Origin of the sequence: Serratia sp. CY43202 (assembly GCF_052168755.1) — a bacterium.
Lineage (GTDB): Bacteria > Pseudomonadota > Gammaproteobacteria > Enterobacterales > Enterobacteriaceae > Serratia > Serratia bockelmannii.
Map to the genome: position 1 here is coordinate 1 of NZ_JBJNMB010000016.1, position 17,892 is coordinate 17,892.

Genomic DNA, 17,892 nt, shown 5'->3' on the forward strand with positions numbered 1-17,892 from the left:
AATTGTTAAAGAGCAGTGAGTTAGGCGCTTTCGCTTGCTAACTCGAGGTGGCGTATATTACGCTTTCCTCTTTCAGAGTCAACCCTAATTTTCAGGATTTTTTCTCTGCGACCCCCGGATACTCTGTGAAGTTGTTCACATGTTCCGTGTCGATGGAGGCGCATTATAGGGAGTTCCTCGCAGGCCGCAACAGGTATTTTCAGCAAAAACGATCGTTCGCTGCATTCCACAGCAAAACCCCGCCTTATACCCACTTGCACACAGTGTTATCCACAGATGCGATTTGCACGGAAAATTTACGAGCGCCACGCAAACGTTTTCGCTACAATTCCCCGCGACGAAACGATCCCCCTTTTTATGGGGGCGCTACCTGAATATGTGCCTGACCCTCCCTTATAAGGCAAAAAAACCTTCCTTATAGAGAGAACGAGGTGGACATTCACGTAACGCTCTTTAATTGCGACTCAAAGCCAAGGGATAAAACCATGCAACAACCTCGTCCAATCCGCCGGGCCCTGCTCAGCGTGTCTGACAAAGCCGGTATCGTTGAATTTGCCGAAGCGCTTTCCCAGCGCGGCGTTGAACTGCTCTCCACCGGCGGCACCGCCCGCCTGCTGGCAGACGCCGGTCTGCCCGTTACCGAAGTTTCCGACTACACCGGCTTCCCGGAGATGATGGACGGACGAGTTAAGACCCTGCACCCGAAAGTTCACGGCGGTATCCTCGGCCGCCGCGGCCAGGACGACGCGGTCATGAATCAGCATGACATCCAGCCTATCGACATGGTGGTCGTCAATCTGTACCCGTTCGCCCAAACCGTGGCGCGCCCAGATTGCTCGCTGGAAGACGCGGTCGAAAATATCGATATCGGCGGCCCGACCATGGTGCGCTCCGCCGCCAAGAACCATAAAGACGTCGCCATCGTCGTGAAGAGCAGCGACTACGCCGCCATCATTACCGAGATGGACAACAACGACGGCTCGCTGCGCTATGCCACCCGCTTCGATCTCGCCATCAAAGCCTTCGAACACACCGCCGCCTACGACAGCATGATCGCCAACTACTTCGGCGCGCTGGTGCCGGCGTACCACGGCGAGACCGAACAGCCGTCCGGCCGCTTCCCGCGAACCCTGAACCTCAACTACATCAAGAAGCAGGATATGCGTTACGGTGAGAACAGCCACCAGCAGGCCGCCTTCTATATAGAAGAAGAGGTAAAGGAAGCGTCCGTCGCGACCGCCGAGCAGCTGCAGGGCAAAGCGCTGTCCTATAACAACATCGCCGATACCGACGCCGCGCTGGAATGCGTGAAAGAGTTCGCCGAACCGGCCTGCGTGATCGTCAAACACGCCAACCCTTGCGGCGTGGCGATCGGTGACGACATCCTCGCCGCGTATGAGCGCGCTTACCAAACCGACCCGACTTCCGCCTTCGGCGGCATCATCGCCTTTAACCGCGAGCTGGACGCCGCCACCGCGCAGGCGATCATCAGCCGCCAGTTCGTGGAAGTGATCATCGCGCCAAACGTCACCCAGGAAGCGCGCTCCCTGCTGGCCGCCAAACAGAACGTGCGCGTGCTGGCCTGCGGCCAGTGGCAGCAACGCGTGGCGGGGCTGGACTTCAAGCGCGTCAACGGCGGGCTGCTGGTGCAGGATCGCGATCTCGGCATGGTGACCGCCGCCGATCTGCGCGTGGTATCCGAGCGCCAGCCGACCGAGCAGGAACTGCGTGACGCGCTGTTCTGCTGGAAAGTGGCCAAGTTCGTGAAATCCAACGCCATCGTTTATGCACGTGACAATATGACCATCGGCATAGGCGCCGGCCAGATGAGCCGCGTTTATTCCGCCAAGATCGCCGGCATCAAAGCGAGCGACGAAGGGCTGGAAGTGAAAGGATCCGCCATGGCCTCCGACGCCTTCTTCCCATTCCGTGACGGCATCGATGCCGCCGCGGCGGTCGGCATCACCTGCGTGATCCAGCCTGGCGGCTCAATCCGCGACGACGAAGTGATCGCCGCCGCCAATGAACACGGCATCGCGATGATCTTCACCGACATGCGTCACTTCCGCCATTAATTCCTTTTGCCGCGTGCGCTCCGGCGCACGCCATTCGTGGAGCCCCTGATGAACATTTTGATTATCGGCAACGGCGGGCGCGAGCACGCGCTGGCCTGGAAAGCCGCCCAGTCTCCGCTGGCGGACAAAGTCTACGTTGCGCCGGGCAACGCCGGCACCGCGCTGGAAGCCAATCTGGAGAACGTGGCGATCGCCGCCACAGATATCCCTGCCCTGGTCGCGTTCGCCCAGAGCCATGACATCGGTCTGACCATCGTCGGGCCGGAAGCGCCGCTGGTGATCGGCGTAGTCGACGCCTTCCAGGCCGCCGGTCTGAAAATCTTCGGCCCGTCGCAGGCCGCCGCGCAGCTCGAAGGCTCTAAAGCCTTCACCAAGGATTTCCTGGCGCGCCACCGCATCCCGACCGCCGAATATGAAAACTTTACCGAGGTGGAGCCGGCACTCGCCTATGTGCGCCGCAAAGGCGCACCGATCGTCATCAAAGCCGATGGCCTGGCCGCCGGTAAAGGCGTGATCGTCGCGATGACGCTGCAGGAGGCGGAAGAAGCCGTGCGTGACATGCTGGCCGGCAACGCCTTCGGCGACGCCGGTCATCGCATCGTAGTGGAAGAGTTCCTCGACGGCGAAGAAGCCAGCTTCATCGTGATGGTCGATGGCGAGAACGTGATGCCGATGGCCACCAGCCAGGACCACAAACGCGTCGGCGACGGCGACACCGGCCCGAACACCGGCGGTATGGGCGCCTACTCTCCGGCGCCAGTTGTGACCGACGAAATCCACCAGCGCGCCATGGACCAGGTGATCTGGCCGACGGTGCGCGGCATGGCGGCGGAAGGCAATACCTACGTCGGCTTCCTGTATGCCGGCCTGATGATCTCCGCCGACGGCCAGCCGAAGGTGATCGAATTCAACTGCCGTTTTGGCGATCCGGAAACTCAGCCGATCATGCTGCGCCTGCGCTCCGATCTGGTGGAACTGTGCCTGGCGGGTGCCGAAGGCCGCCTGAACGAGAAAAGCTCTGACTGGGACGAACGCCCTGCGCTTGGCGTGGTGCTGGCGGCCGGCGGTTATCCGGGTGATTATCGCAATGGCGAGGTGATCCAGGGGTTACCGCAGCAGGAAAGCGCCGACGGTAAGGTCTTCCACGCCGGTACGCGCCTGCAGGGCGATGACGTCGTCACCAGCGGCGGCCGCGTGCTGTGCGTGACGGCACTGGGCGACACCGTGGCGCAGGCGCAGCAACGCGCCTATCAGCTGGCGGAAGGCATTCAGTGGCCGGGCAGCTTCTGCCGCAAAGATATCGGTTATCGCGCGATTGCGCGCGGCAAGTGATTTGACCTTATAAGGTCATGGCAAGAGGCTCCGCAGCGCGGGGCCTTTTTTATAGCTGGTCTTCTTTCGGTTCCCAGCTGCAGAAGTCGTCGTTCGCCACCAGCAACAGTTCACTGCCTTCCGGCGCTTCCAACCAGGCGACACTCACCGGCCGGCTGCTGCTGCGGGCGCGTTTTTCGATCCAGCCGATGGCGGTGGCATCCAACCCAGGTTTTAAGCGCTGGCCGTCGCAGGTTTGCACCTCGCCCTGCATCCAACGCCCCTGCAGTAATTTGACCTTGCCGGCGCGCAGCGCATTGCTGACCTCGAGGATACGTCGCGCCTGATATTGATACAGGGCGATTTCATCGCTGGTCAGCGGTTCGCGGCGTGTCGCCAGCTGGCGCTGCATAAAGCTCACCGTGCCGTCGTCGGCAAAGCGCAGTTGAATGGAGTCTCGATCGCCGTCGGCGTCGTTGCGTTTGATTTGGCGCAGCACGTCGCCCTGATAGGTATACAGCGTGGTGATGGTACCCGCCCCCCGGTAGGGACTATAGACGCTGACCAGCACCTGCGGGCGATGTTGCTCATCGTCTTTACGCCACAGGCGTATCACGCCCTGATCGGCCACAAAGCCGCTGGCGGTAAAGCTGGGAATATCGGAATGGAAACTGCAGGCGCTCAGACCGAGGGCGATGCCGGCGGCCATGAGCACCCGACGAGTAAACAAAAGGGGCGCCATCGCCCCTCTGTTTAATCTTTTCACCGAGGCGCGGTCTTATTTAACAGCGTCTTTCAGTGCTTTGCCAGAAACGAACGCAGGCACGTTGGCTGCTGCGATTTTGATTTCTTTGCCAGTCTGTGGATTGCGGCCAGTGCGCTCGCTACGATGGTTTACTTTGAAAGTACCGAAGCCAACCAATTGTACTGCATCACCTTCTTTCAGAGACTCAGTAATAGCAGCCAGGGTGGATTCCAGAGCCAGTTTAGCTTGTGCTTTGGAAAGGTCAGCCTTGTCCGCGATTACATCAATCAGTTGAGTCTTGTTCATAAGTTATCCTTACAGTGTGTTTATCGTTTGCAAAGCATCGAGTGCGACGGATATGCCGATTGACAGCACTCTCCTGCATACACGCACCGATAGCCACTTTTTTTACGCCCCCCAAATGTAGACCAGACAGGGTGCGGATGTGAAGCCTTAAGGCATGACAAATCAGGCGTTAAATCACGTTTTGCTGCCTTATTGCGCTAAATTTATCCCGATGTTGCTGACACCGGCCTCTCGCAGGTCGGATCGCAGCCCCTTGATCAGGTCTATATCGCGCTCTTCACAGGCGTCCAACAGGCGGAAAATTTCCCATTGAATGTCCCATTCTTCCTCTACCGCAGGCAAACTGCCCAACTCTTCGTCGGTCATTTCCTTACCGGCTTGAGTCATTTCCAACATCGCCACGGTGCGAATCGATGTTTCGCTGATGGCGATGGCGTGCTCCAGCGTCTCCCCGCCGAGCCGCGAATGGATCAGTTCCCCTAATGCGATACAGGCATCAATTGCCGGGTAAACGCCGTAAAGATCGTAATCTTCCGCCGACGGAATCGCCTCTTCCAACTTCTCGAGCTGGCTGTCGAAGTTGACCTTGGCGTCCTTCACCACCAGCGTTTCCCACACCAAATCCAGAATGCGGCGATAAACCGCCGGATCGCCGAACTCGGTCTGTTTGCAGAACATCTGGTAATTCGGGTACATACGCTCGCACAAACTGGCCATAAAGGTCAAATGTTGCCAAGCCTCGTGCCGTTCCAGACGTAAATGAATCGGGTTACGTAGCATGCTTTACTCTCTTACGCGTTATCTGCGGCGCAGTGTACCCGAAATCGCTCATGGCGACACCTCCGGATGCTGCTGCAACCAACGCTGAAACGCCGGGCGCCGCGATGCGATGGCATCAGCCCAACGGGTCGGCTCCGGCAAACGGTAGCCCGCCATACAGCGCTGCACCCACGCCAGCGCGCTGTCGGCGCCCACGCGGTGACCGGTAGAGATGAACAGCGGGTTGCAGCGCGCCTTGCTGCGCCATACCCAGCCCAGCTGTTCACCCTTATCTTCCAACGGCGCCAGCGCACCGACGGCGGCCTCCAACGGTGCGAATTTGCCGCACAGGCGCTTCTTGGCCACGCCGATAGTCGGCACATCGACCAGCAGGCCGAAATGGCTGGCGACGCCGAGACGCCGCGGATGCGAAATGCCATGTCCATCGACGAAGATCAACCCCGGCTTTTGCCGCAGCTGAGCCCAGGCGGCCAACAGCGCCGGGTATTCGCGAAACGACAGGAAACCCGGGATATAAGGCATGACGGTGGCGATACGCGCCACCTGATACTCCACCAGCTCCAGCGACGGATAGCGCAGGATGGCGACGGCGGCGCGCGTCACCGCTCCCTCCTGCTCGAAGCCCACGTCGGCGCCGGCGATGAAGGCCGGCGGTTCGGCCGGCAGATCGTCGTAGCGAATGACTTCAGCCGCGCGCCGCAGCTGTTCGGCGCGCAGAGCCTGCATATCGGTCACATCGAATCCTTAACGGTGGTATTTCGCCGACTGCGCGTGCACCGCCTCGACGAAGGCGCCGGCGTGCTCAGGCGGCACATCCTGATGGATGCCGTGGCCCAGGTTGAACACATGGCCGTTGCCGTGGCCGAAACCGGCCAGAATGGTCTCCACTTCTTCCGCGATGCGCGCCGGGGAAGCATAAAGCATCGACGGATCCATGTTGCCCTGCAGCGCCACTTTATCGCCCACGCGCCGACGCGCGTCGGCGATGTCGGTGGTCCAATCCAGCCCCAGCGCATCGCAGCCGGTGGCGGCCATCGCCTCCAGCCACTGCCCACCGCCTTTGGTGAACAGCGTCACCGGCACGCGGCGGCCGTCATTTTCACGCAGCAGCCCGTCGACGATCTTGTGCATGTAGTGCAACGAGAACTCGCGGTAATCGCGCCCGGTCAACACGCCGCCCCAGGTGTCGAACACCATCACCGACTGCGCGCCGGCTTTGATCTGGGCGTTGAGGTACAGGATCACGCTGTCCGCCAGCTTGTCCAGCAACAGGTGCAGCGTGGCCGGTTCGGCATACATCATCTTTTTCAGCTTGGTGAAGGCCTTGCTGCTGCCGCCTTCAACCATATAGGTAGCCAACGTCCACGGGCTGCCGGAGAAGCCGATCAGCGGCACTTCGCCCTTCAGCTCGCGGCGGATGGTACGCACCGCGTTCATCACATAGCCCAACTCCACTTCCGGATCGAACACCGGCAGTTTGTCGACGTCAGCACGGCAGGTGACCGGTGAGCTGAAACGCGGGCCTTCGCCGGCTTCAAAGTACAGGCCAAGCCCCATGGCGTCGGGAATGGTGAGAATGTCGGAGAACAGAATGGCGGCGTCCAGCGCATAGCGGCGCAGCGGCTGCAGCGTAACCTCACAGGCCAGCTCCGCGTTCTTGCACAGCGACATGAAATCACCGGCCTGGGCGCGGGTCGCCTTGTACTCCGGTAAATAACGACCGGCCTGGCGCATCATCCATACGGGGGTCACATCCACCGGCTGGCGCAACAGCGCGCGCAGGTAGCGATCGTTCTTCAACTCAGTCATTTATGGGGCTCCCTTAATAATCTGCCGGCCATTGTACATTATTCTGCCCGGCACAGCGCCACGGTGTCCTCAATCAACCGGCGCGCCACGGTGCCGGGCGGCGGCAACAGCGGCAGTTGGTCGTAGCGATACCAGCCGGCGTTGAGCAGCTCCTTGGGGTCGTGTCGAAGGTCACCCTGATGGTAATCGGCCATAAAGGCCATCATCAGCGAGTGCGGGAACGGCCAGGGTTGTGAGGTGACGTAACGCAGGTTCTTGATTTCGATATTGCTCTCTTCCATCACTTCGCGCGCTACCGCCTGTTCCAGCGTTTCGCCCACCTCGACGAAGCCGGCCAGCACCGTGTGGATGCCGCCGCGATGGCGCACGTGTTGCGCCAGCAGGATCTGATCGTCGCGCCGAATGGCGACGATCACGCAGGGCGCAATCTGCGGGTAGTACCGCTCTTTGCAGTGGCCGCACAGGCAGGCGCTTTCGGAGCGGCTGAGGTGCATCTCATGGCCGCAGTAGCCGCAATAGCGATGAGAGCGGTAGAAATCCGCCAACTGAACGCCGCGCCCGGCAAGCTGGAACAGACCGCGATCCTGATCCAACAGCTGACGCACCGATCCCATCTCCCGCGGCATCGCCTGGCGCACCAGCCAAACCGGCGCGCCCTCCCATTCACCGATGGTGCGCGCCATGTGGCCCTGCAGCCCGAGGGCGGCGGCCGTCCCCGACGGCAATTCACCGTTCGGTAACCAAAGTTTGCTTTCATGGCTGACAATCCACCAGCCGTTTTCATTGCCCGTTAATGCAAGTTCCATATCGTTGTTGCACAACCTCAGCTTCACTGGCACTCTACAAATCGGCTTTGTTACATTTTAATAACTTACCGGTTACTTTTGTTACTTACACGGAGTCAAACATGCTCAACCGTTTGGAAAGGCTGACTCAGCGCGTTGGCGGTAGTAATGAATTAGTTGATCAATGGCTTCAGGCCCGCAAGCAGTTGCTGGTCGCCTACTGCACGCTGGTAGGCCTCAAACCGAATAAAGAAAAGCATACGCCGCTGAATGAAAAAGCGCTGGAGAACTTTTGCCACAACCTAGTGGATTATCTCTCCGCAGGGCATTTTCATATCTATGACAGAATTATCAAACAAGTGGAAGGCGCAGCCAGTCCGAAAATGTCGCTGGCGGTGAACATCTATCCCAAGCTGTGGGCCAATACTGAACAGATCATGGCGTTCCACGATCGCTATACCGAAGTGGATATCGATCAGGAGGTTTGTCTGGAATTCCACCAGGCCTTGTCGGATATCGGCGAAACGCTGGCGGCGCGCTTTGCGCTGGAAGATAAGCTGATCCAGTTGGAAGCAGAAGCCGCGCAGCAACCGCTGCCGGACCAGACGCTGGATCCGGCGCGTTAAAATTTTATAGTTTTTTTTCATATCCCTCCTATACTGGGGGGCATCTTGTCGGAGTGCCTAGCGCCTGATTTGTTCATCGAATCAGCCAGGCTGAGACCGTTAATTCGGGATCCGCGGAACCTGATCGGGTTAATACCCGCGAAGGGAACAAGAGTAATCTATCGCCACAGGCACGGCCTCCCCCTTGCGGGCGCCCTGCCTTATCGGCCACCATCATTACTCCCTCCGAGCTCCAGACAAGCAACTTTCCCAACCCAACACACTGGTAGGAACTTGCTATGTCTAACATTAATCCACCGCGCGCCCGTAAAGCGCAACGCGAAGCCGCCCAGCAGTTTATCGACACGCTGCAAGGCATGGCTTTCCCAAACTCACGCCGCATCTACCTGCAGGGCTCGCGCCGCGATATCCAGGTGCCGATGCGCGAAATTGAGCTCAGTCCGACCCTGGTCGGCGGCAGCAAAGATAGCCCGCAGTATGAACAGAACGAGGCGATCCCGGTGTATGACACCGCCGGCCCCTACGGCGATCCGCAGGCCGAGCTCGATGTGCACGCCGGCCTGGCCAAGCTGCGCGCCGGCTGGATCGACGCGCGCGGCGATACTGCGACCCTGAGCGGCGCCAGTTCCGGCTTCACCCAACAGCGTCTGGCGGACGAGGGGCTGGATCACCTGCGCTTCGAACATCTGCCGCTGCCGCGCAAAGCGCTGCCGGGCAAGTGCGTGACCCAGCTGCACTATGCCCGCGCCGGCATCGTCACCCCGGAGATGGAGTTTATCGCCATCCGTGAAAACATGGGGCGCGAACGCATTCGCGGCGAGGTGCTGCGCCACCAGCATCCGGGCCAGGGCTGGGGCGCCAACCTGCCGGACAACATCACGCCGGAGTTCGTGCGCCAGGAAGTGGCCGCCGGCCGCGCCATCATTCCTGCCAACATCAATCACCCGGAGGCGGAGCCGATGATCATCGGCCGCAATTTCCTGGTGAAGGTGAACGCCAATATCGGCAACTCGGCGGTCACGTCGTCGATCGAAGAAGAGGTGGAGAAGCTGGTGTGGGCCACCCGCTGGGGCGCAGACACCGTGATGGATCTCTCCACCGGCCGCTATATTCACGAAACCCGCGAGTGGATCCTGCGCAACAGCCCGGTGCCCATCGGCACCGTGCCTATCTACCAGGCGCTGGAGAAGGTCAACGGCGTGGCGGAAAACCTCACCTGGGCGATGTTCCGCGATACGCTGCTGGAACAGGCGGAACAAGGGGTCGATTACTTCACCATCCACGCCGGCGTGCTGCTGCGCTATGTGCCGATGACCGCCAAACGCCTGACCGGCATCGTGTCGCGCGGTGGCTCGATCATGGCCAAATGGTGCCTGTCGCACCATCAGGAAAACTTCCTCTATCAGCACTTCCGTGAAATCTGCGAGATCTGCGCCGCCTACGACGTTTCGCTGTCGCTCGGCGACGGCCTGCGCCCCGGCTCGATTCAGGACGCCAACGACGAAGCCCAGTTCGCCGAGCTGCATACGCTGGGCGAGCTGACCAAAATCGCCTGGGAATACGACGTGCAGGTGATGATCGAAGGCCCGGGCCATGTGCCGATGCAGATGATCCGCCGCAACATGACCGAAGAGCTGGAACACTGCCACGAAGCGCCGTTCTACACCCTCGGCCCGCTGACCACCGATATCGCACCGGGCTATGACCATTTCACCTCCGGCATCGGCGCGGCAATGATCGGCTGGTTCGGCTGCGCCATGCTGTGTTACGTCACGCCGAAAGAACACCTCGGCCTGCCGAACAAAGAGGACGTCAAGCAGGGCCTGATCACCTACAAGATCGCCGCCCACGCCGCCGATCTGGCCAAGGGCCATCCGGGCGCGCAGATCCGCGATAACGCCATGTCCAAGGCGCGTTTCGAATTTCGCTGGGAAGATCAGTTCAATCTGGCGCTCGATCCGGCCACCGCGCGCGCCTATCACGACGAAACCCTGCCGCAGGAATCCGGCAAGGTCGCCCACTTCTGCTCAATGTGCGGGCCGAAATTCTGCTCGATGAAGATTTCGCAGGAGGTACGCGACTACGCCGCCGCCCAGGAGGCCGCCAAGCCGATCGAGGTGCAGCTGACCGGCATGGAGAAAATGTCCGCCGAATTCCGTGCCCGCGGCAGCGAGCTGTATCACAGCGCCGGCACCCTGCAAGAGGAGACAAACAATGACTGATATCACGACCCCCTTCCCGGCAACGCCCCACAAGCTGGGACTCTACCCGGTCGTCGACAGCGTGGAATGGATCGCTCGCCTGCTGGAAGCCGGCGTCACCACGATCCAGCTGCGCATCAAGGATTTGCCTGACGAGCAGGTCGAAGAGGATATCGCCGCCGCCATCGCGCTGGGCCAGCGTTATCAGGCGCGCCTGTTCATCAACGACTACTGGCGGCTGGCGATCAAGCATGGCGCCTACGGCGTGCATCTGGGCCAGGAAGATCTCGATACCACCGATCTGGCTGCCATTCACCGCGCCGGGTTGCGGCTCGGCGTGTCCACCCATGACGACGCCGAACTGGCGCGCGCGCTGGCGGTGAAACCGTCCTACATCGCGCTGGGGCACATCTTCCCCACCCAAACCAAAGACATGCCTTCGGCGCCGCAGGGGCTGACGGAGTTGAAACGCCACATCGCCGGTTTGGCGGATTACCCGACGGTGGCGATCGGCGGGATCAGTATCGATCGCGTACCGGCAGTGCTGGCGTGCGGCGTCGGCAGCGTGGCGGTGGTCAGCGCCATCACCCAGGCGCCGGATTGGCGCGCGGCGACGGCCGAGCTGCTGCGGCTGATCGAAGGCGAGGGGTCGAGCGATGCTTAACGATCAGGAATTCCTGCGCTACAGCCGCCAGCTGCTGCTGGAGGACGTCGGCCCGGAAGGCCAAGAGAAACTCAAGCGCGCCACAGTGTTGATCGTCGGTTTGGGCGGGCTCGGTTCCCCGGCTTCGTTGTACCTGGCCGCCGCCGGCGTCGGCACGCTGCTGCTGGCCGACGACGACCAGCTGCACGTTACCAACCTGCAGCGGCAAATCCTCTACCGCAGCGCCGATACCGCCACCGGTAAGGCGGCGCTGGCGCAACGCCACCTGCAGGCGCTGAACCCGTTGGTGGAATCCATCCCGCTGGCGCAACGGCTACAGGGGCAAGCGCTGCGCGACGCGGTCGCCCGCGCCGATCTGGTGCTGGACTGCTGCGACAATATGGCGACCCGTCATGAGGTCAATGCCGCCTGCATCGCCGCCGCCAAGCCGCTGATCAGCGGCAGCGCGGTCGGTTTCAGCGGCCAGCTGCTGGTGCTCGAGCCGCCCTATGCACACGGCTGCTACGCCTGCCTGTATCCGGAGCAGGAAGAGCCGCAGCGCAACTGCCGCACCGCCGGGGTACTCGGCCCGGTGGTCGGCGTAATCGGCACCCTGCAAGCGCTGGAGGCCATCAAGATGCTGGCCGGCATGCCTTCCTCCCTCAGCGGGAAACTGCGGCTGTTCGACGGTAAGCAGCAGAGCTGGAGCACGCTGCAACTGAGCCAGGCCCGCGCCTGCCCGGTATGCGGAGGCGCGGCATGAAAATCCGGCTGAACGACCAACCGCTTGAGCTGGCGCAGCCGCTCAGCGTCGCCGCCCTGCTGACCCAGTTGGAACGCCACCAGCCGGGCACCGCGCTGGCGATCAACCAAACCATCATCCCACGCGCCGACTGGGCCGATCATCAGGTGCAGGACGGTGACGACATTTTGCTGTTTCAAGCGATCGCCGGAGGCTGATATGCTGAAAATCGCCGATACCACTTTTACCTCGCGCCTGTTCACCGGCACCGGCAAGTTCGCCACCCCGGCGTTGATGCTGGAGGCACTGGCGGCCTCCGGCTCACAGCTGGTGACCATGGCCATGAAGCGCGTCGATCTGCGCGGCGGCAACGACGCCATTTTGGCGCCGCTGCAGCAGTTGGGCGTCAGGCTGCTGCCCAACACCTCCGGCGCCAAAACCGCCGCCGAGGCGGTGTTCGCCGCCCGGCTGGCGCGTGAAGCGCTCGGCACCCACTGGGTGAAGCTGGAGATCCATCCCGATGTGAAATACCTGCTGCCTGATCCGATAGAAACGCTGAAAGCGGCGGAAACGCTGGTGAAAGACGGTTTTGTGGTGCTGCCCTACTGCGGCGCCGATCCGGTGCTGTGCAAACGGCTGGAAGAGGTGGGCTGTGCGGCGGTGATGCCGCTTGGTGCGCCTATCGGCTCCAACCGCGGTCTGCGCACCCGTGACTTCCTCGAAATCATCATCGAGCAAGCCAAGGTGCCGGTGGTGGTAGACGCCGGCATCGGCGCGCCAAGCCACGCGCTGGCGGCGATGGAGCTGGGTGCCGACGCGGTGCTGGTGAATACCGCCATTGCCGTGGCGCGCGATCCGGTGCAGATGGCGCGGGCGTTTCGCCTGGCGCTGGAGGCCGGCGAGCTGGCACGCAGCGCCGGATTAGGCTCCAGCCAGCGCGGCGCGGTCGCGTCCAGCCCGCTGACCGCTTTTCTCAGCCAGCCAGAGGAGGCGCAATGATGGCCGACGATTTCAGTAGCCGCTGGCAACAGCTGGACTGGGACGACATTACGCTGCGCATCAACGGCAAAACTACGCGCGACGTGGAGCACGCGTTGAACGCCGACAAGCTGACGCGCGACGACTTTATGGCGCTGATCTCCCCCGCCGCCGCGCCGTATCTGGAACCGCTGGCGCAGCGCGCACAGCAGCTGACCCGCCAGCGGTTCGGTAACGTCGTCGGCTTCTATGTGCCGCTGTATCTCTCTAACCTGTGCGCCAACGACTGCACCTACTGCGGCTTTTCGATGAGCAACCGCATCAAGCGCAAAACGCTGGATGCGGCGGAGATCGCACGCGAGTGCGAAGCCATCAAGGCGCTGGGGTTCGAACATCTGTTGCTGGTCACCGGCGAACATCAGACCAAGGTTGGCATGGACTATTTCCGCCAGCACATCCCGGCGATCCGCCGACACTTCAGCTCGCTGATGATGGAAGTGCAGCCGCTGGCGCAGGAGGAATACGCCGAACTGAAAACGCTGGGCCTGGACGGCGTGCTGGTGTACCAGGAAACCTACCATCCGGCCACCTATCTGCAGCACCACCTGCGCGGCCAGAAGCAGGATTTCCATTGGCGCCTGGCCACGCCGGATCGCCTGGGGCGCGCCGGGATCGACAAGATCGGCCTCGGCGCATTGATCGGTCTGTCCAACAGTTGGCGCACCGACTGCTACCTGCTGGCGGAACATCTGTTCTACCTGCAGCAAACCTACTGGCAGAGCCGCTACTCGATCTCGTTCCCGCGTCTGCGCCCCTGCGCCGGTGGCATTGAACCGGCGTCGATCATGAGCGAGCCTCAACTGGTGCAGCTGATCTGCGCCTTCCGGCTGTTCGCGCCAGACGTTGAGCTGTCGCTGTCTACCCGGGAGTCGCCTTACTTCCGCGATCATATGATCCCGGTGGCGATCAACAGCGTCAGCGCCGGATCCAAGACGCAGCCCGGCGGCTATGCCGATGACGTACCGCCGGAGCTGGAACAGTTCGAACCGCACGACGACCGCACGCCGCAGCAGGTCGCCGAGGCCATCAGCCACGCCGGGCTGCAGCCGGTGTGGAAAGACTGGGACGGTTATCTGGGACGCGGCGCGCAATAAACAGCAACGTTTGCCGCCGTGTGAAGAAAACGCTGGAGCGGCCGCGCAATGCCGAACGGCAGCGCTGGCGCCGGCAAACGCGCCGACTATAGTGGCCTTGCCGACCGCCAAACCCGGCGTCGGCCGGGGCCGTCACCCTCTCGATGGCCCGCCTTATCCCATCCCGGATCGCGCCGGAGATCCTCTTGCGCGACTCCGGCCCTCGTCCGCGGCAACGCGCATATGCCGTATCGCGGCCTGTAAGGGCGTACGGATAGGTTGTCTTGTCGGTTAATGGGCTGTCAGAAAGATGCGATATCTGCGTTCGGTATTCACTTAGGAGTGATATTCATAGGGCGCTATTGCGGCAGAACAGTGAGGAACGAGGAAAAAAGAAGATACAGCGACGAAGAGAGGTTCGAATGGTCATCCCCGATGCAGCCAATAGCCCTGGTGTTGACCGCAGATCTTTTTTGCCGCCTGCTCCCTGCTTACGGACAAGAGCAGGCGGTTTATTTTGTGAGACTGGCACCCCCCCAGGACGCGAATCACACAGTATGTGCGCTAATTAACCACATAAACGATTAAATGTGAATGTCTTTTGAGTGTTTTTTTATTTAGTATCGAGTATGTTTTGAGTTTGCCAAAGGAAATCAAACTGATATCACCGCAACCACCGGGGCATCATCTATAATCCAGCACGGGTTCTCGCGCAGGTTTTTCAGCGCTCGCGGTCAACATCAAAAAAGCCAAGGTTGTCATGAAGAAAACGCCAAATTATATCGATGCAATCAGCGCGTTGCTCACTCTGAAAGGAGTTGGCGACAGAAAACATGCCTCCACGATGGCCAACATACTGAACCTTCAGTACAACAGCGCCAAACAAAAACTGGATGGCAAAAGGGGCATCACCCTCGATGAAATCAAAAAGGTTTTTCAGTATTTCAACGAACCGTTTGCCGGCCAAAGGACGCATAACGGCGTCTTTATCATGAACAGCATTCACAAGCGCTGCAACATTGAGGTCGACGAGCGCCCGGCCACGCAAGCAGACAGCGACGAAACCTACGCCTACAAAAAAGACGATCTTTTCATCATCAACACCAACCGGGAACATGCCGCCGATGCCCCACTGTACAAAGTCAACAAGATAGACTTTTTGCCGGCTCCGCGTATCGCGATCCTGGACAATGACAGTGATATTCTCGAATTGTTGAAGAAGATCGCCTGCCGCTACGGCATCGAGACCGAGACCTTTCAAACGGCGGACGCCATGCTGGCCGCGCTGGAGCACCAGTCTTTTGAGGCGTTTATTTTGGACTGGCTGTTGGACTTCGGCGAGACTTCCGAACGCGTCGTGAAGAAAATAAAGGACACCCTCGATCCGCATGCCCGCATCATCATTTTGACCGGCCAGCTGAATCACTACGAGAAAAACATCGGCGATATGATCCTGCACTATGACGTGCATCTGGTGGAAAAACCGACCAAACCGCTGATTATCTCTTCGCTGCTGCTGTCGAACTTATTCTTTAATTAGTTTGACCGGGATGCGGATCAAAAACGACGAGCCAACCCCTTCGACGGATTTGACCTTGATGGCGCCTTTCATCGTCGTGACGTAATTTTTGATAATGGTCAGCCCCAGCCCCAATCCCTGTCGCGTTTCCCTTTCCACCCCCTGATTGAACGCCTTATATAATCGTTCCAGATTATCGACGTTAAACCCGATGCCGGTGTCTTTTACCCATAAATACAGATTGCCGTGGCACACCTTCACATTGAGGATAATCGCACCGTGGTGAGTAAATTTGTCCGCGTTGCTGAGCAGATTGGCCAATATTCGGTAGAGCTTATATTTGTCGGAGCAAATCAAACCAACATAGGATGAACGACGCACCACGATGCGATTACCACGCCCGGCGCTGATACTGGTCATGGCATCGTCCACCACCTCATTCAGACGGAAGGTGGATATATTCACTTTGACCTCCCCCATCTCTAGCCGCGAATAATCCATCACCTCGCGCGTTTGTTCGGTGATCTTATTGCCGTGATAGGAGATCAGGCGAGCTTCTTTTTTCAACTCTTCCTGCGCCAGCTCGTGCTCCATGATATCCGCAGCAATGACGATGGCCTGAGTCGAGCCGGCGATCTCGTGGTAGATGGAAGAGATAAAGATGTTCTTATTCTTGATGATCTCTTTTAACGAGAAGGCATTTCTCAGCACCAGGAACATCATCAGGAACACCAAAATCAGCGAAAAGAGGGCAAACATCTCGGCTTTACTCGAGTTGTCCTGGATGATGCCTTTCACTTCGGTAAAGTTTTTAATCTGTATCCGATAAATAATTTCCTGGATATCGACCAGCGTGCCCTCGATATCATCCATATAAGAGAGAATATCCGTCTTGTTTTTCTGCCCCACCAGCAAGCCGGTGGAGAGATCGTCCAACGTGCGGTACTGCTGCTTCAGCAGCGCAACATTCTTGATGAACTCGTCGTCGTAATAAAAAGAGTCGCTGAAGGTCGAACGGCTCTCCAGGATCTGAATCTTCGAGTAAAAGATTTTCTTCTTGATCAGGAAAGCATCGTAGTCGTTATTTTCACTGAGCAGCAGCGCGGTTTTGGTCCTTTCAAACGCCAGAAAGAGGATCTCGGCCACCGAGTAGTTGTCCAGATTGGGCTCGATCTGCTTATAGCGCTCTTTTACGCCACCGAAGTTAATAGCAATCAACAAAATCAATAAAGAGAAGATGGCAACCAACGCGATAAGAGTACCGATCAGTTTTTTGCTCATCTTATTTCATCTCCAACCGTTTAACTTGCCAGACGGTTTTCGCGTTCACATCCAGGTTATTCAGCTCAGCGTAGCCATCGCGCGGATAAATAATGGCGAATGGCCCCAACTCCCCCACGTCGATCGGCTTACCGCCGCGCAGATAGGCGACAATCACGCGGTATTTAATCATCTCGTCAATCGGCATCGAGTAGGAGTAATCGTCCCAGGCGAAAGCGCGCACCGACTGGCCTTTCAGATGATAGGCTTTCACCAGCTCGGCAAACTCAACGCCGGTAAACGTATCTTCCGGGGTGAAATTGGTCGAGGTTTTAATCGTGTGCGGCGGCATCGCCTCCAGCATCTGCCGGGTGATTTTGATCTTCTCGCCGTCGAGCGGTTTCAGATAAAAATAGTCAACGGCCGCATACAGCGGCGCGCTAAACAGCGAAAGCAGCAGTAACGTCATCAATCCTTTGATTTTCATCATTCACCCTCTTTGCGTTTCACCAATTCGGCCTGGCCAAATTCATCCTGCCCGACCACGACCCAGCCGTGACGTTGATAAAAGCCTTCGGCCTTGGAGCCGAGATCGGTGGTTAAGTGGATCGCTTCGGCGCCGTGCTCAAACATCCAGTGAGTGACCCGTGCCAGTAAGGCAGAGCCGATCCCCTTAGACTGGTATTCCGGCTTCACGAACAGGCCGCCGATCAGCGGTTCAGGGATGAATAACCCGAAGCCAACGCCGGCATAGTCGTCGCCATACTTGCAGATCCAACCGCCGCCCTGGTTGATGTCCTCCAGCGCCTGTTTGCGCTGCAGATACTGGACCTGATGCGGATGCAGCAGGTTTTCTTCAACGGAAAAGCGGATCTCATACAGGTATGGCAGGTGTTGCGCCGTCAATTTTTCGAAGGTAATGAGGCTGTCCATGTTTCGCACTGTCCTTAATTGTCAGATAAAAAGCGCCGGTCAATTT

At 59.3% G+C, this 17,892-nt stretch carries 19 protein-coding genes and 1 riboswitch; of the genes, 10 read left to right on the forward strand and 9 right to left on the reverse strand.

Annotated elements, in window-relative coordinates:
- Window positions 1–485 precede the first annotated feature (485 nt).
- Together purH and purD are read left to right on the forward strand one after the other, a co-directional pair.
- A complete protein-coding gene (gene purH, locus ACJ8J5_RS24205; protein ID WP_089181545.1) occupies window positions 486–2,075 on the forward strand; it encodes a bifunctional phosphoribosylaminoimidazolecarboxamide formyltransferase/IMP cyclohydrolase in 1,590 nt (529 codons plus the stop codon).
- 48 nt (window positions 2,076–2,123) lie between these two features.
- Window positions 2,124–3,407 (forward strand): phosphoribosylamine--glycine ligase, encoded by a 1,284-nt coding sequence (gene purD / locus ACJ8J5_RS24210; RefSeq protein ID WP_197781712.1) that lies wholly within the window; start codon window positions 2,124–2,126, stop codon window positions 3,405–3,407.
- Window positions 3,408–3,456: 49 nt separating this feature from the next.
- Here purD and ACJ8J5_RS24215 read toward each other — a convergent pair whose 3' ends face one another.
- From ACJ8J5_RS24215 to nudC, 6 genes are all read right to left on the reverse strand, one after another.
- Complete coding sequence (locus ACJ8J5_RS24215) at window positions 3,457–4,128, reverse strand: DUF1481 domain-containing protein (RefSeq protein WP_334274229.1); 672 nt, start codon at window positions 4,126–4,128, stop codon at window positions 3,457–3,459.
- A gap of 36 nt (window positions 4,129–4,164) precedes the next feature.
- Window positions 4,165–4,437 (reverse strand): nucleoid-associated protein HU-alpha, encoded by a 273-nt coding sequence (hupA, locus tag ACJ8J5_RS24220; protein ID WP_004929874.1) that lies wholly within the window; start codon window positions 4,435–4,437, stop codon window positions 4,165–4,167.
- Between the two features lie 189 nt (window positions 4,438–4,626).
- A complete protein-coding gene (locus ACJ8J5_RS24225; RefSeq protein WP_025304951.1) occupies window positions 4,627–5,217 on the reverse strand; it encodes a YjaG family protein in 591 nt (196 codons plus the stop codon).
- A 48-nt stretch (window positions 5,218–5,265) separates the two neighbouring features.
- Window positions 5,266–5,952 carry a deoxyribonuclease V gene (nfi, locus tag ACJ8J5_RS24230; protein ID WP_334274230.1) on the reverse strand — a complete coding sequence of 229 codons (687 nt, stop codon included), beginning with the start codon at window positions 5,950–5,952 and terminating at the stop codon, window positions 5,266–5,268.
- A 9-nt stretch (window positions 5,953–5,961) separates the two neighbouring features.
- The gene (hemE, locus tag ACJ8J5_RS24235; protein ID WP_004929877.1) at window positions 5,962–7,026 is read right to left on the reverse strand and encodes a uroporphyrinogen decarboxylase; all 1,065 of its coding nucleotides are present in this window, start codon (window positions 7,024–7,026) and stop codon (window positions 5,962–5,964) included.
- Window positions 7,027–7,064: 38 nt separating this feature from the next.
- The gene (nudC, locus tag ACJ8J5_RS24240; protein ID WP_025304948.1) at window positions 7,065–7,832 is read right to left on the reverse strand and encodes an NAD(+) diphosphatase; all 768 of its coding nucleotides are present in this window, start codon (window positions 7,830–7,832) and stop codon (window positions 7,065–7,067) included.
- A 101-nt stretch (window positions 7,833–7,933) separates the two neighbouring features.
- On the opposite strand from nudC, the gene ACJ8J5_RS24245 reads away from it, so the two are divergent.
- The 8 genes from ACJ8J5_RS24245 (at window position 7,934) to ACJ8J5_RS24280 (ending at window position 15,674) form a co-directional block, all read left to right on the forward strand.
- Window positions 7,934–8,437 (forward strand): Rsd/AlgQ family anti-sigma factor, encoded by a 504-nt coding sequence (locus ACJ8J5_RS24245; RefSeq protein ID WP_016929420.1) that lies wholly within the window; start codon window positions 7,934–7,936, stop codon window positions 8,435–8,437.
- Between the two features lie 39 nt (window positions 8,438–8,476).
- A riboswitch (TPP riboswitch) is annotated at window positions 8,477–8,601 on the forward strand.
- A gap of 114 nt (window positions 8,602–8,715) precedes the next feature.
- Window positions 8,716–10,659 (forward strand): phosphomethylpyrimidine synthase ThiC, encoded by a 1,944-nt coding sequence (gene thiC, locus ACJ8J5_RS24250; protein WP_043143687.1) that lies wholly within the window; start codon window positions 8,716–8,718, stop codon window positions 10,657–10,659.
- A complete protein-coding gene (gene thiE, locus ACJ8J5_RS24255) occupies window positions 10,652–11,302 on the forward strand; it encodes a thiamine phosphate synthase (RefSeq protein ID WP_049206077.1) in 651 nt (216 codons plus the stop codon). The genes thiC and thiE overlap by 8 nt, the downstream gene beginning before the upstream one ends.
- Window positions 11,295–12,044: a HesA/MoeB/ThiF family protein gene (locus tag ACJ8J5_RS24260; RefSeq protein WP_004929883.1), complete on the forward strand. Its 750-nt coding sequence runs from the start codon at window positions 11,295–11,297 to the stop codon at window positions 12,042–12,044. The genes thiE and ACJ8J5_RS24260 overlap by 8 nt, the downstream gene beginning before the upstream one ends.
- Window positions 12,041–12,241, forward strand: a complete 201-nt coding sequence (gene thiS / locus ACJ8J5_RS24265) for a sulfur carrier protein ThiS (RefSeq protein ID WP_016929423.1) — start codon at window positions 12,041–12,043, stop codon at window positions 12,239–12,241. The genes ACJ8J5_RS24260 and thiS overlap by 4 nt, the downstream gene beginning before the upstream one ends.
- A 1-nt stretch (window position 12,242) precedes the next feature.
- The gene (locus ACJ8J5_RS24270; protein ID WP_025304945.1) at window positions 12,243–13,022 is read left to right on the forward strand and encodes a thiazole synthase; all 780 of its coding nucleotides are present in this window, start codon (window positions 12,243–12,245) and stop codon (window positions 13,020–13,022) included.
- Window positions 13,022–14,155, forward strand: a complete 1,134-nt coding sequence (gene thiH, locus ACJ8J5_RS24275) for a 2-iminoacetate synthase ThiH (protein ID WP_060435310.1) — start codon at window positions 13,022–13,024, stop codon at window positions 14,153–14,155. Before ACJ8J5_RS24270 ends, thiH begins: the two co-directional genes overlap by 1 nt.
- A 739-nt stretch (window positions 14,156–14,894) precedes the next feature.
- Window positions 14,895–15,674, forward strand: a complete 780-nt coding sequence (locus tag ACJ8J5_RS24280; protein ID WP_043143682.1) for a helix-turn-helix domain-containing protein — start codon at window positions 14,895–14,897, stop codon at window positions 15,672–15,674.
- Here the strand turns inward: ACJ8J5_RS24280 and ACJ8J5_RS24285 are convergent.
- From ACJ8J5_RS24285 to ACJ8J5_RS24295, 3 genes are read right to left on the reverse strand one after another with little or no spacing between them, the layout of a single operon-like run.
- On the reverse strand, window positions 15,660–16,934 hold the full coding sequence (locus tag ACJ8J5_RS24285) for a sensor histidine kinase (RefSeq protein ID WP_147823577.1): 1,275 nt from the start codon (window positions 16,932–16,934) through the stop codon (window positions 15,660–15,662). The genes ACJ8J5_RS24280 and ACJ8J5_RS24285 overlap by 15 nt on opposite strands.
- A gap of 1 nt (window position 16,935) precedes the next feature.
- The gene (locus ACJ8J5_RS24290; RefSeq protein ID WP_043143693.1) at window positions 16,936–17,400 is read right to left on the reverse strand and encodes an oxidoreductase; all 465 of its coding nucleotides are present in this window, start codon (window positions 17,398–17,400) and stop codon (window positions 16,936–16,938) included.
- Window positions 17,400–17,846 (reverse strand): GNAT family N-acetyltransferase, encoded by a 447-nt coding sequence (locus ACJ8J5_RS24295; RefSeq protein ID WP_025304940.1) that lies wholly within the window; start codon window positions 17,844–17,846, stop codon window positions 17,400–17,402. Before ACJ8J5_RS24295 ends, ACJ8J5_RS24290 begins: the two co-directional genes overlap by 1 nt.
- Between the last annotated feature and the right edge of the window lie 46 nt (window positions 17,847–17,892).

What these genes read in the sequence shown, in the direction of transcription:
- thiC (WP_043143687.1), top strand. Translation starts at nt 8,716, where the DNA reads ATGTCTAACATTAATCCACCGCGCGCCCGTAAAGCGCAACGCGAAGCC.
- ACJ8J5_RS24280 (WP_043143682.1), top strand. Translation starts at nt 14,895, where the DNA reads ATGAAGAAAACGCCAAATTATATCGATGCAATCAGCGCGTTGCTCACT.
- thiS (WP_016929423.1), top strand. Translation starts at nt 12,041, where the DNA reads ATGAAAATCCGGCTGAACGACCAACCGCTTGAGCTGGCGCAGCCGCTC.
- ACJ8J5_RS24295 (WP_025304940.1), bottom strand. Translation starts at nt 17,846, where the DNA reads ATGGACAGCCTCATTACCTTCGAAAAATTGACGGCGCAACACCTGCCA.
- hemE (WP_004929877.1), bottom strand. Translation starts at nt 7,026, where the DNA reads ATGACTGAGTTGAAGAACGATCGCTACCTGCGCGCGCTGTTGCGCCAG.
- thiE (WP_049206077.1), top strand. Translation starts at nt 10,652, where the DNA reads ATGACTGATATCACGACCCCCTTCCCGGCAACGCCCCACAAGCTGGGA.
- thiH (WP_060435310.1), top strand. Translation starts at nt 13,022, where the DNA reads ATGGCCGACGATTTCAGTAGCCGCTGGCAACAGCTGGACTGGGACGAC.
- ACJ8J5_RS24285 (WP_147823577.1), bottom strand. Translation starts at nt 16,934, where the DNA reads ATGAGCAAAAAACTGATCGGTACTCTTATCGCGTTGGTTGCCATCTTC.
- ACJ8J5_RS24260 (WP_004929883.1), top strand. Translation starts at nt 11,295, where the DNA reads ATGCTTAACGATCAGGAATTCCTGCGCTACAGCCGCCAGCTGCTGCTG.
- nudC (WP_025304948.1), bottom strand. Translation starts at nt 7,832, where the DNA reads ATGGAACTTGCATTAACGGGCAATGAAAACGGCTGGTGGATTGTCAGC.
- ACJ8J5_RS24270 (WP_025304945.1), top strand. Translation starts at nt 12,243, where the DNA reads ATGCTGAAAATCGCCGATACCACTTTTACCTCGCGCCTGTTCACCGGC.
- purH (WP_089181545.1), top strand. Translation starts at nt 486, where the DNA reads ATGCAACAACCTCGTCCAATCCGCCGGGCCCTGCTCAGCGTGTCTGAC.
- purD (WP_197781712.1), top strand. Translation starts at nt 2,124, where the DNA reads ATGAACATTTTGATTATCGGCAACGGCGGGCGCGAGCACGCGCTGGCC.
- ACJ8J5_RS24290 (WP_043143693.1), bottom strand. Translation starts at nt 17,400, where the DNA reads ATGAAAATCAAAGGATTGATGACGTTACTGCTGCTTTCGCTGTTTAGC.
- ACJ8J5_RS24245 (WP_016929420.1), top strand. Translation starts at nt 7,934, where the DNA reads ATGCTCAACCGTTTGGAAAGGCTGACTCAGCGCGTTGGCGGTAGTAAT.
- ACJ8J5_RS24225 (WP_025304951.1), bottom strand. Translation starts at nt 5,217, where the DNA reads ATGCTACGTAACCCGATTCATTTACGTCTGGAACGGCACGAGGCTTGG.
- hupA (WP_004929874.1), bottom strand. Translation starts at nt 4,437, where the DNA reads ATGAACAAGACTCAACTGATTGATGTAATCGCGGACAAGGCTGACCTT.
- ACJ8J5_RS24215 (WP_334274229.1), bottom strand. Translation starts at nt 4,128, where the DNA reads ATGGCGCCCCTTTTGTTTACTCGTCGGGTGCTCATGGCCGCCGGCATC.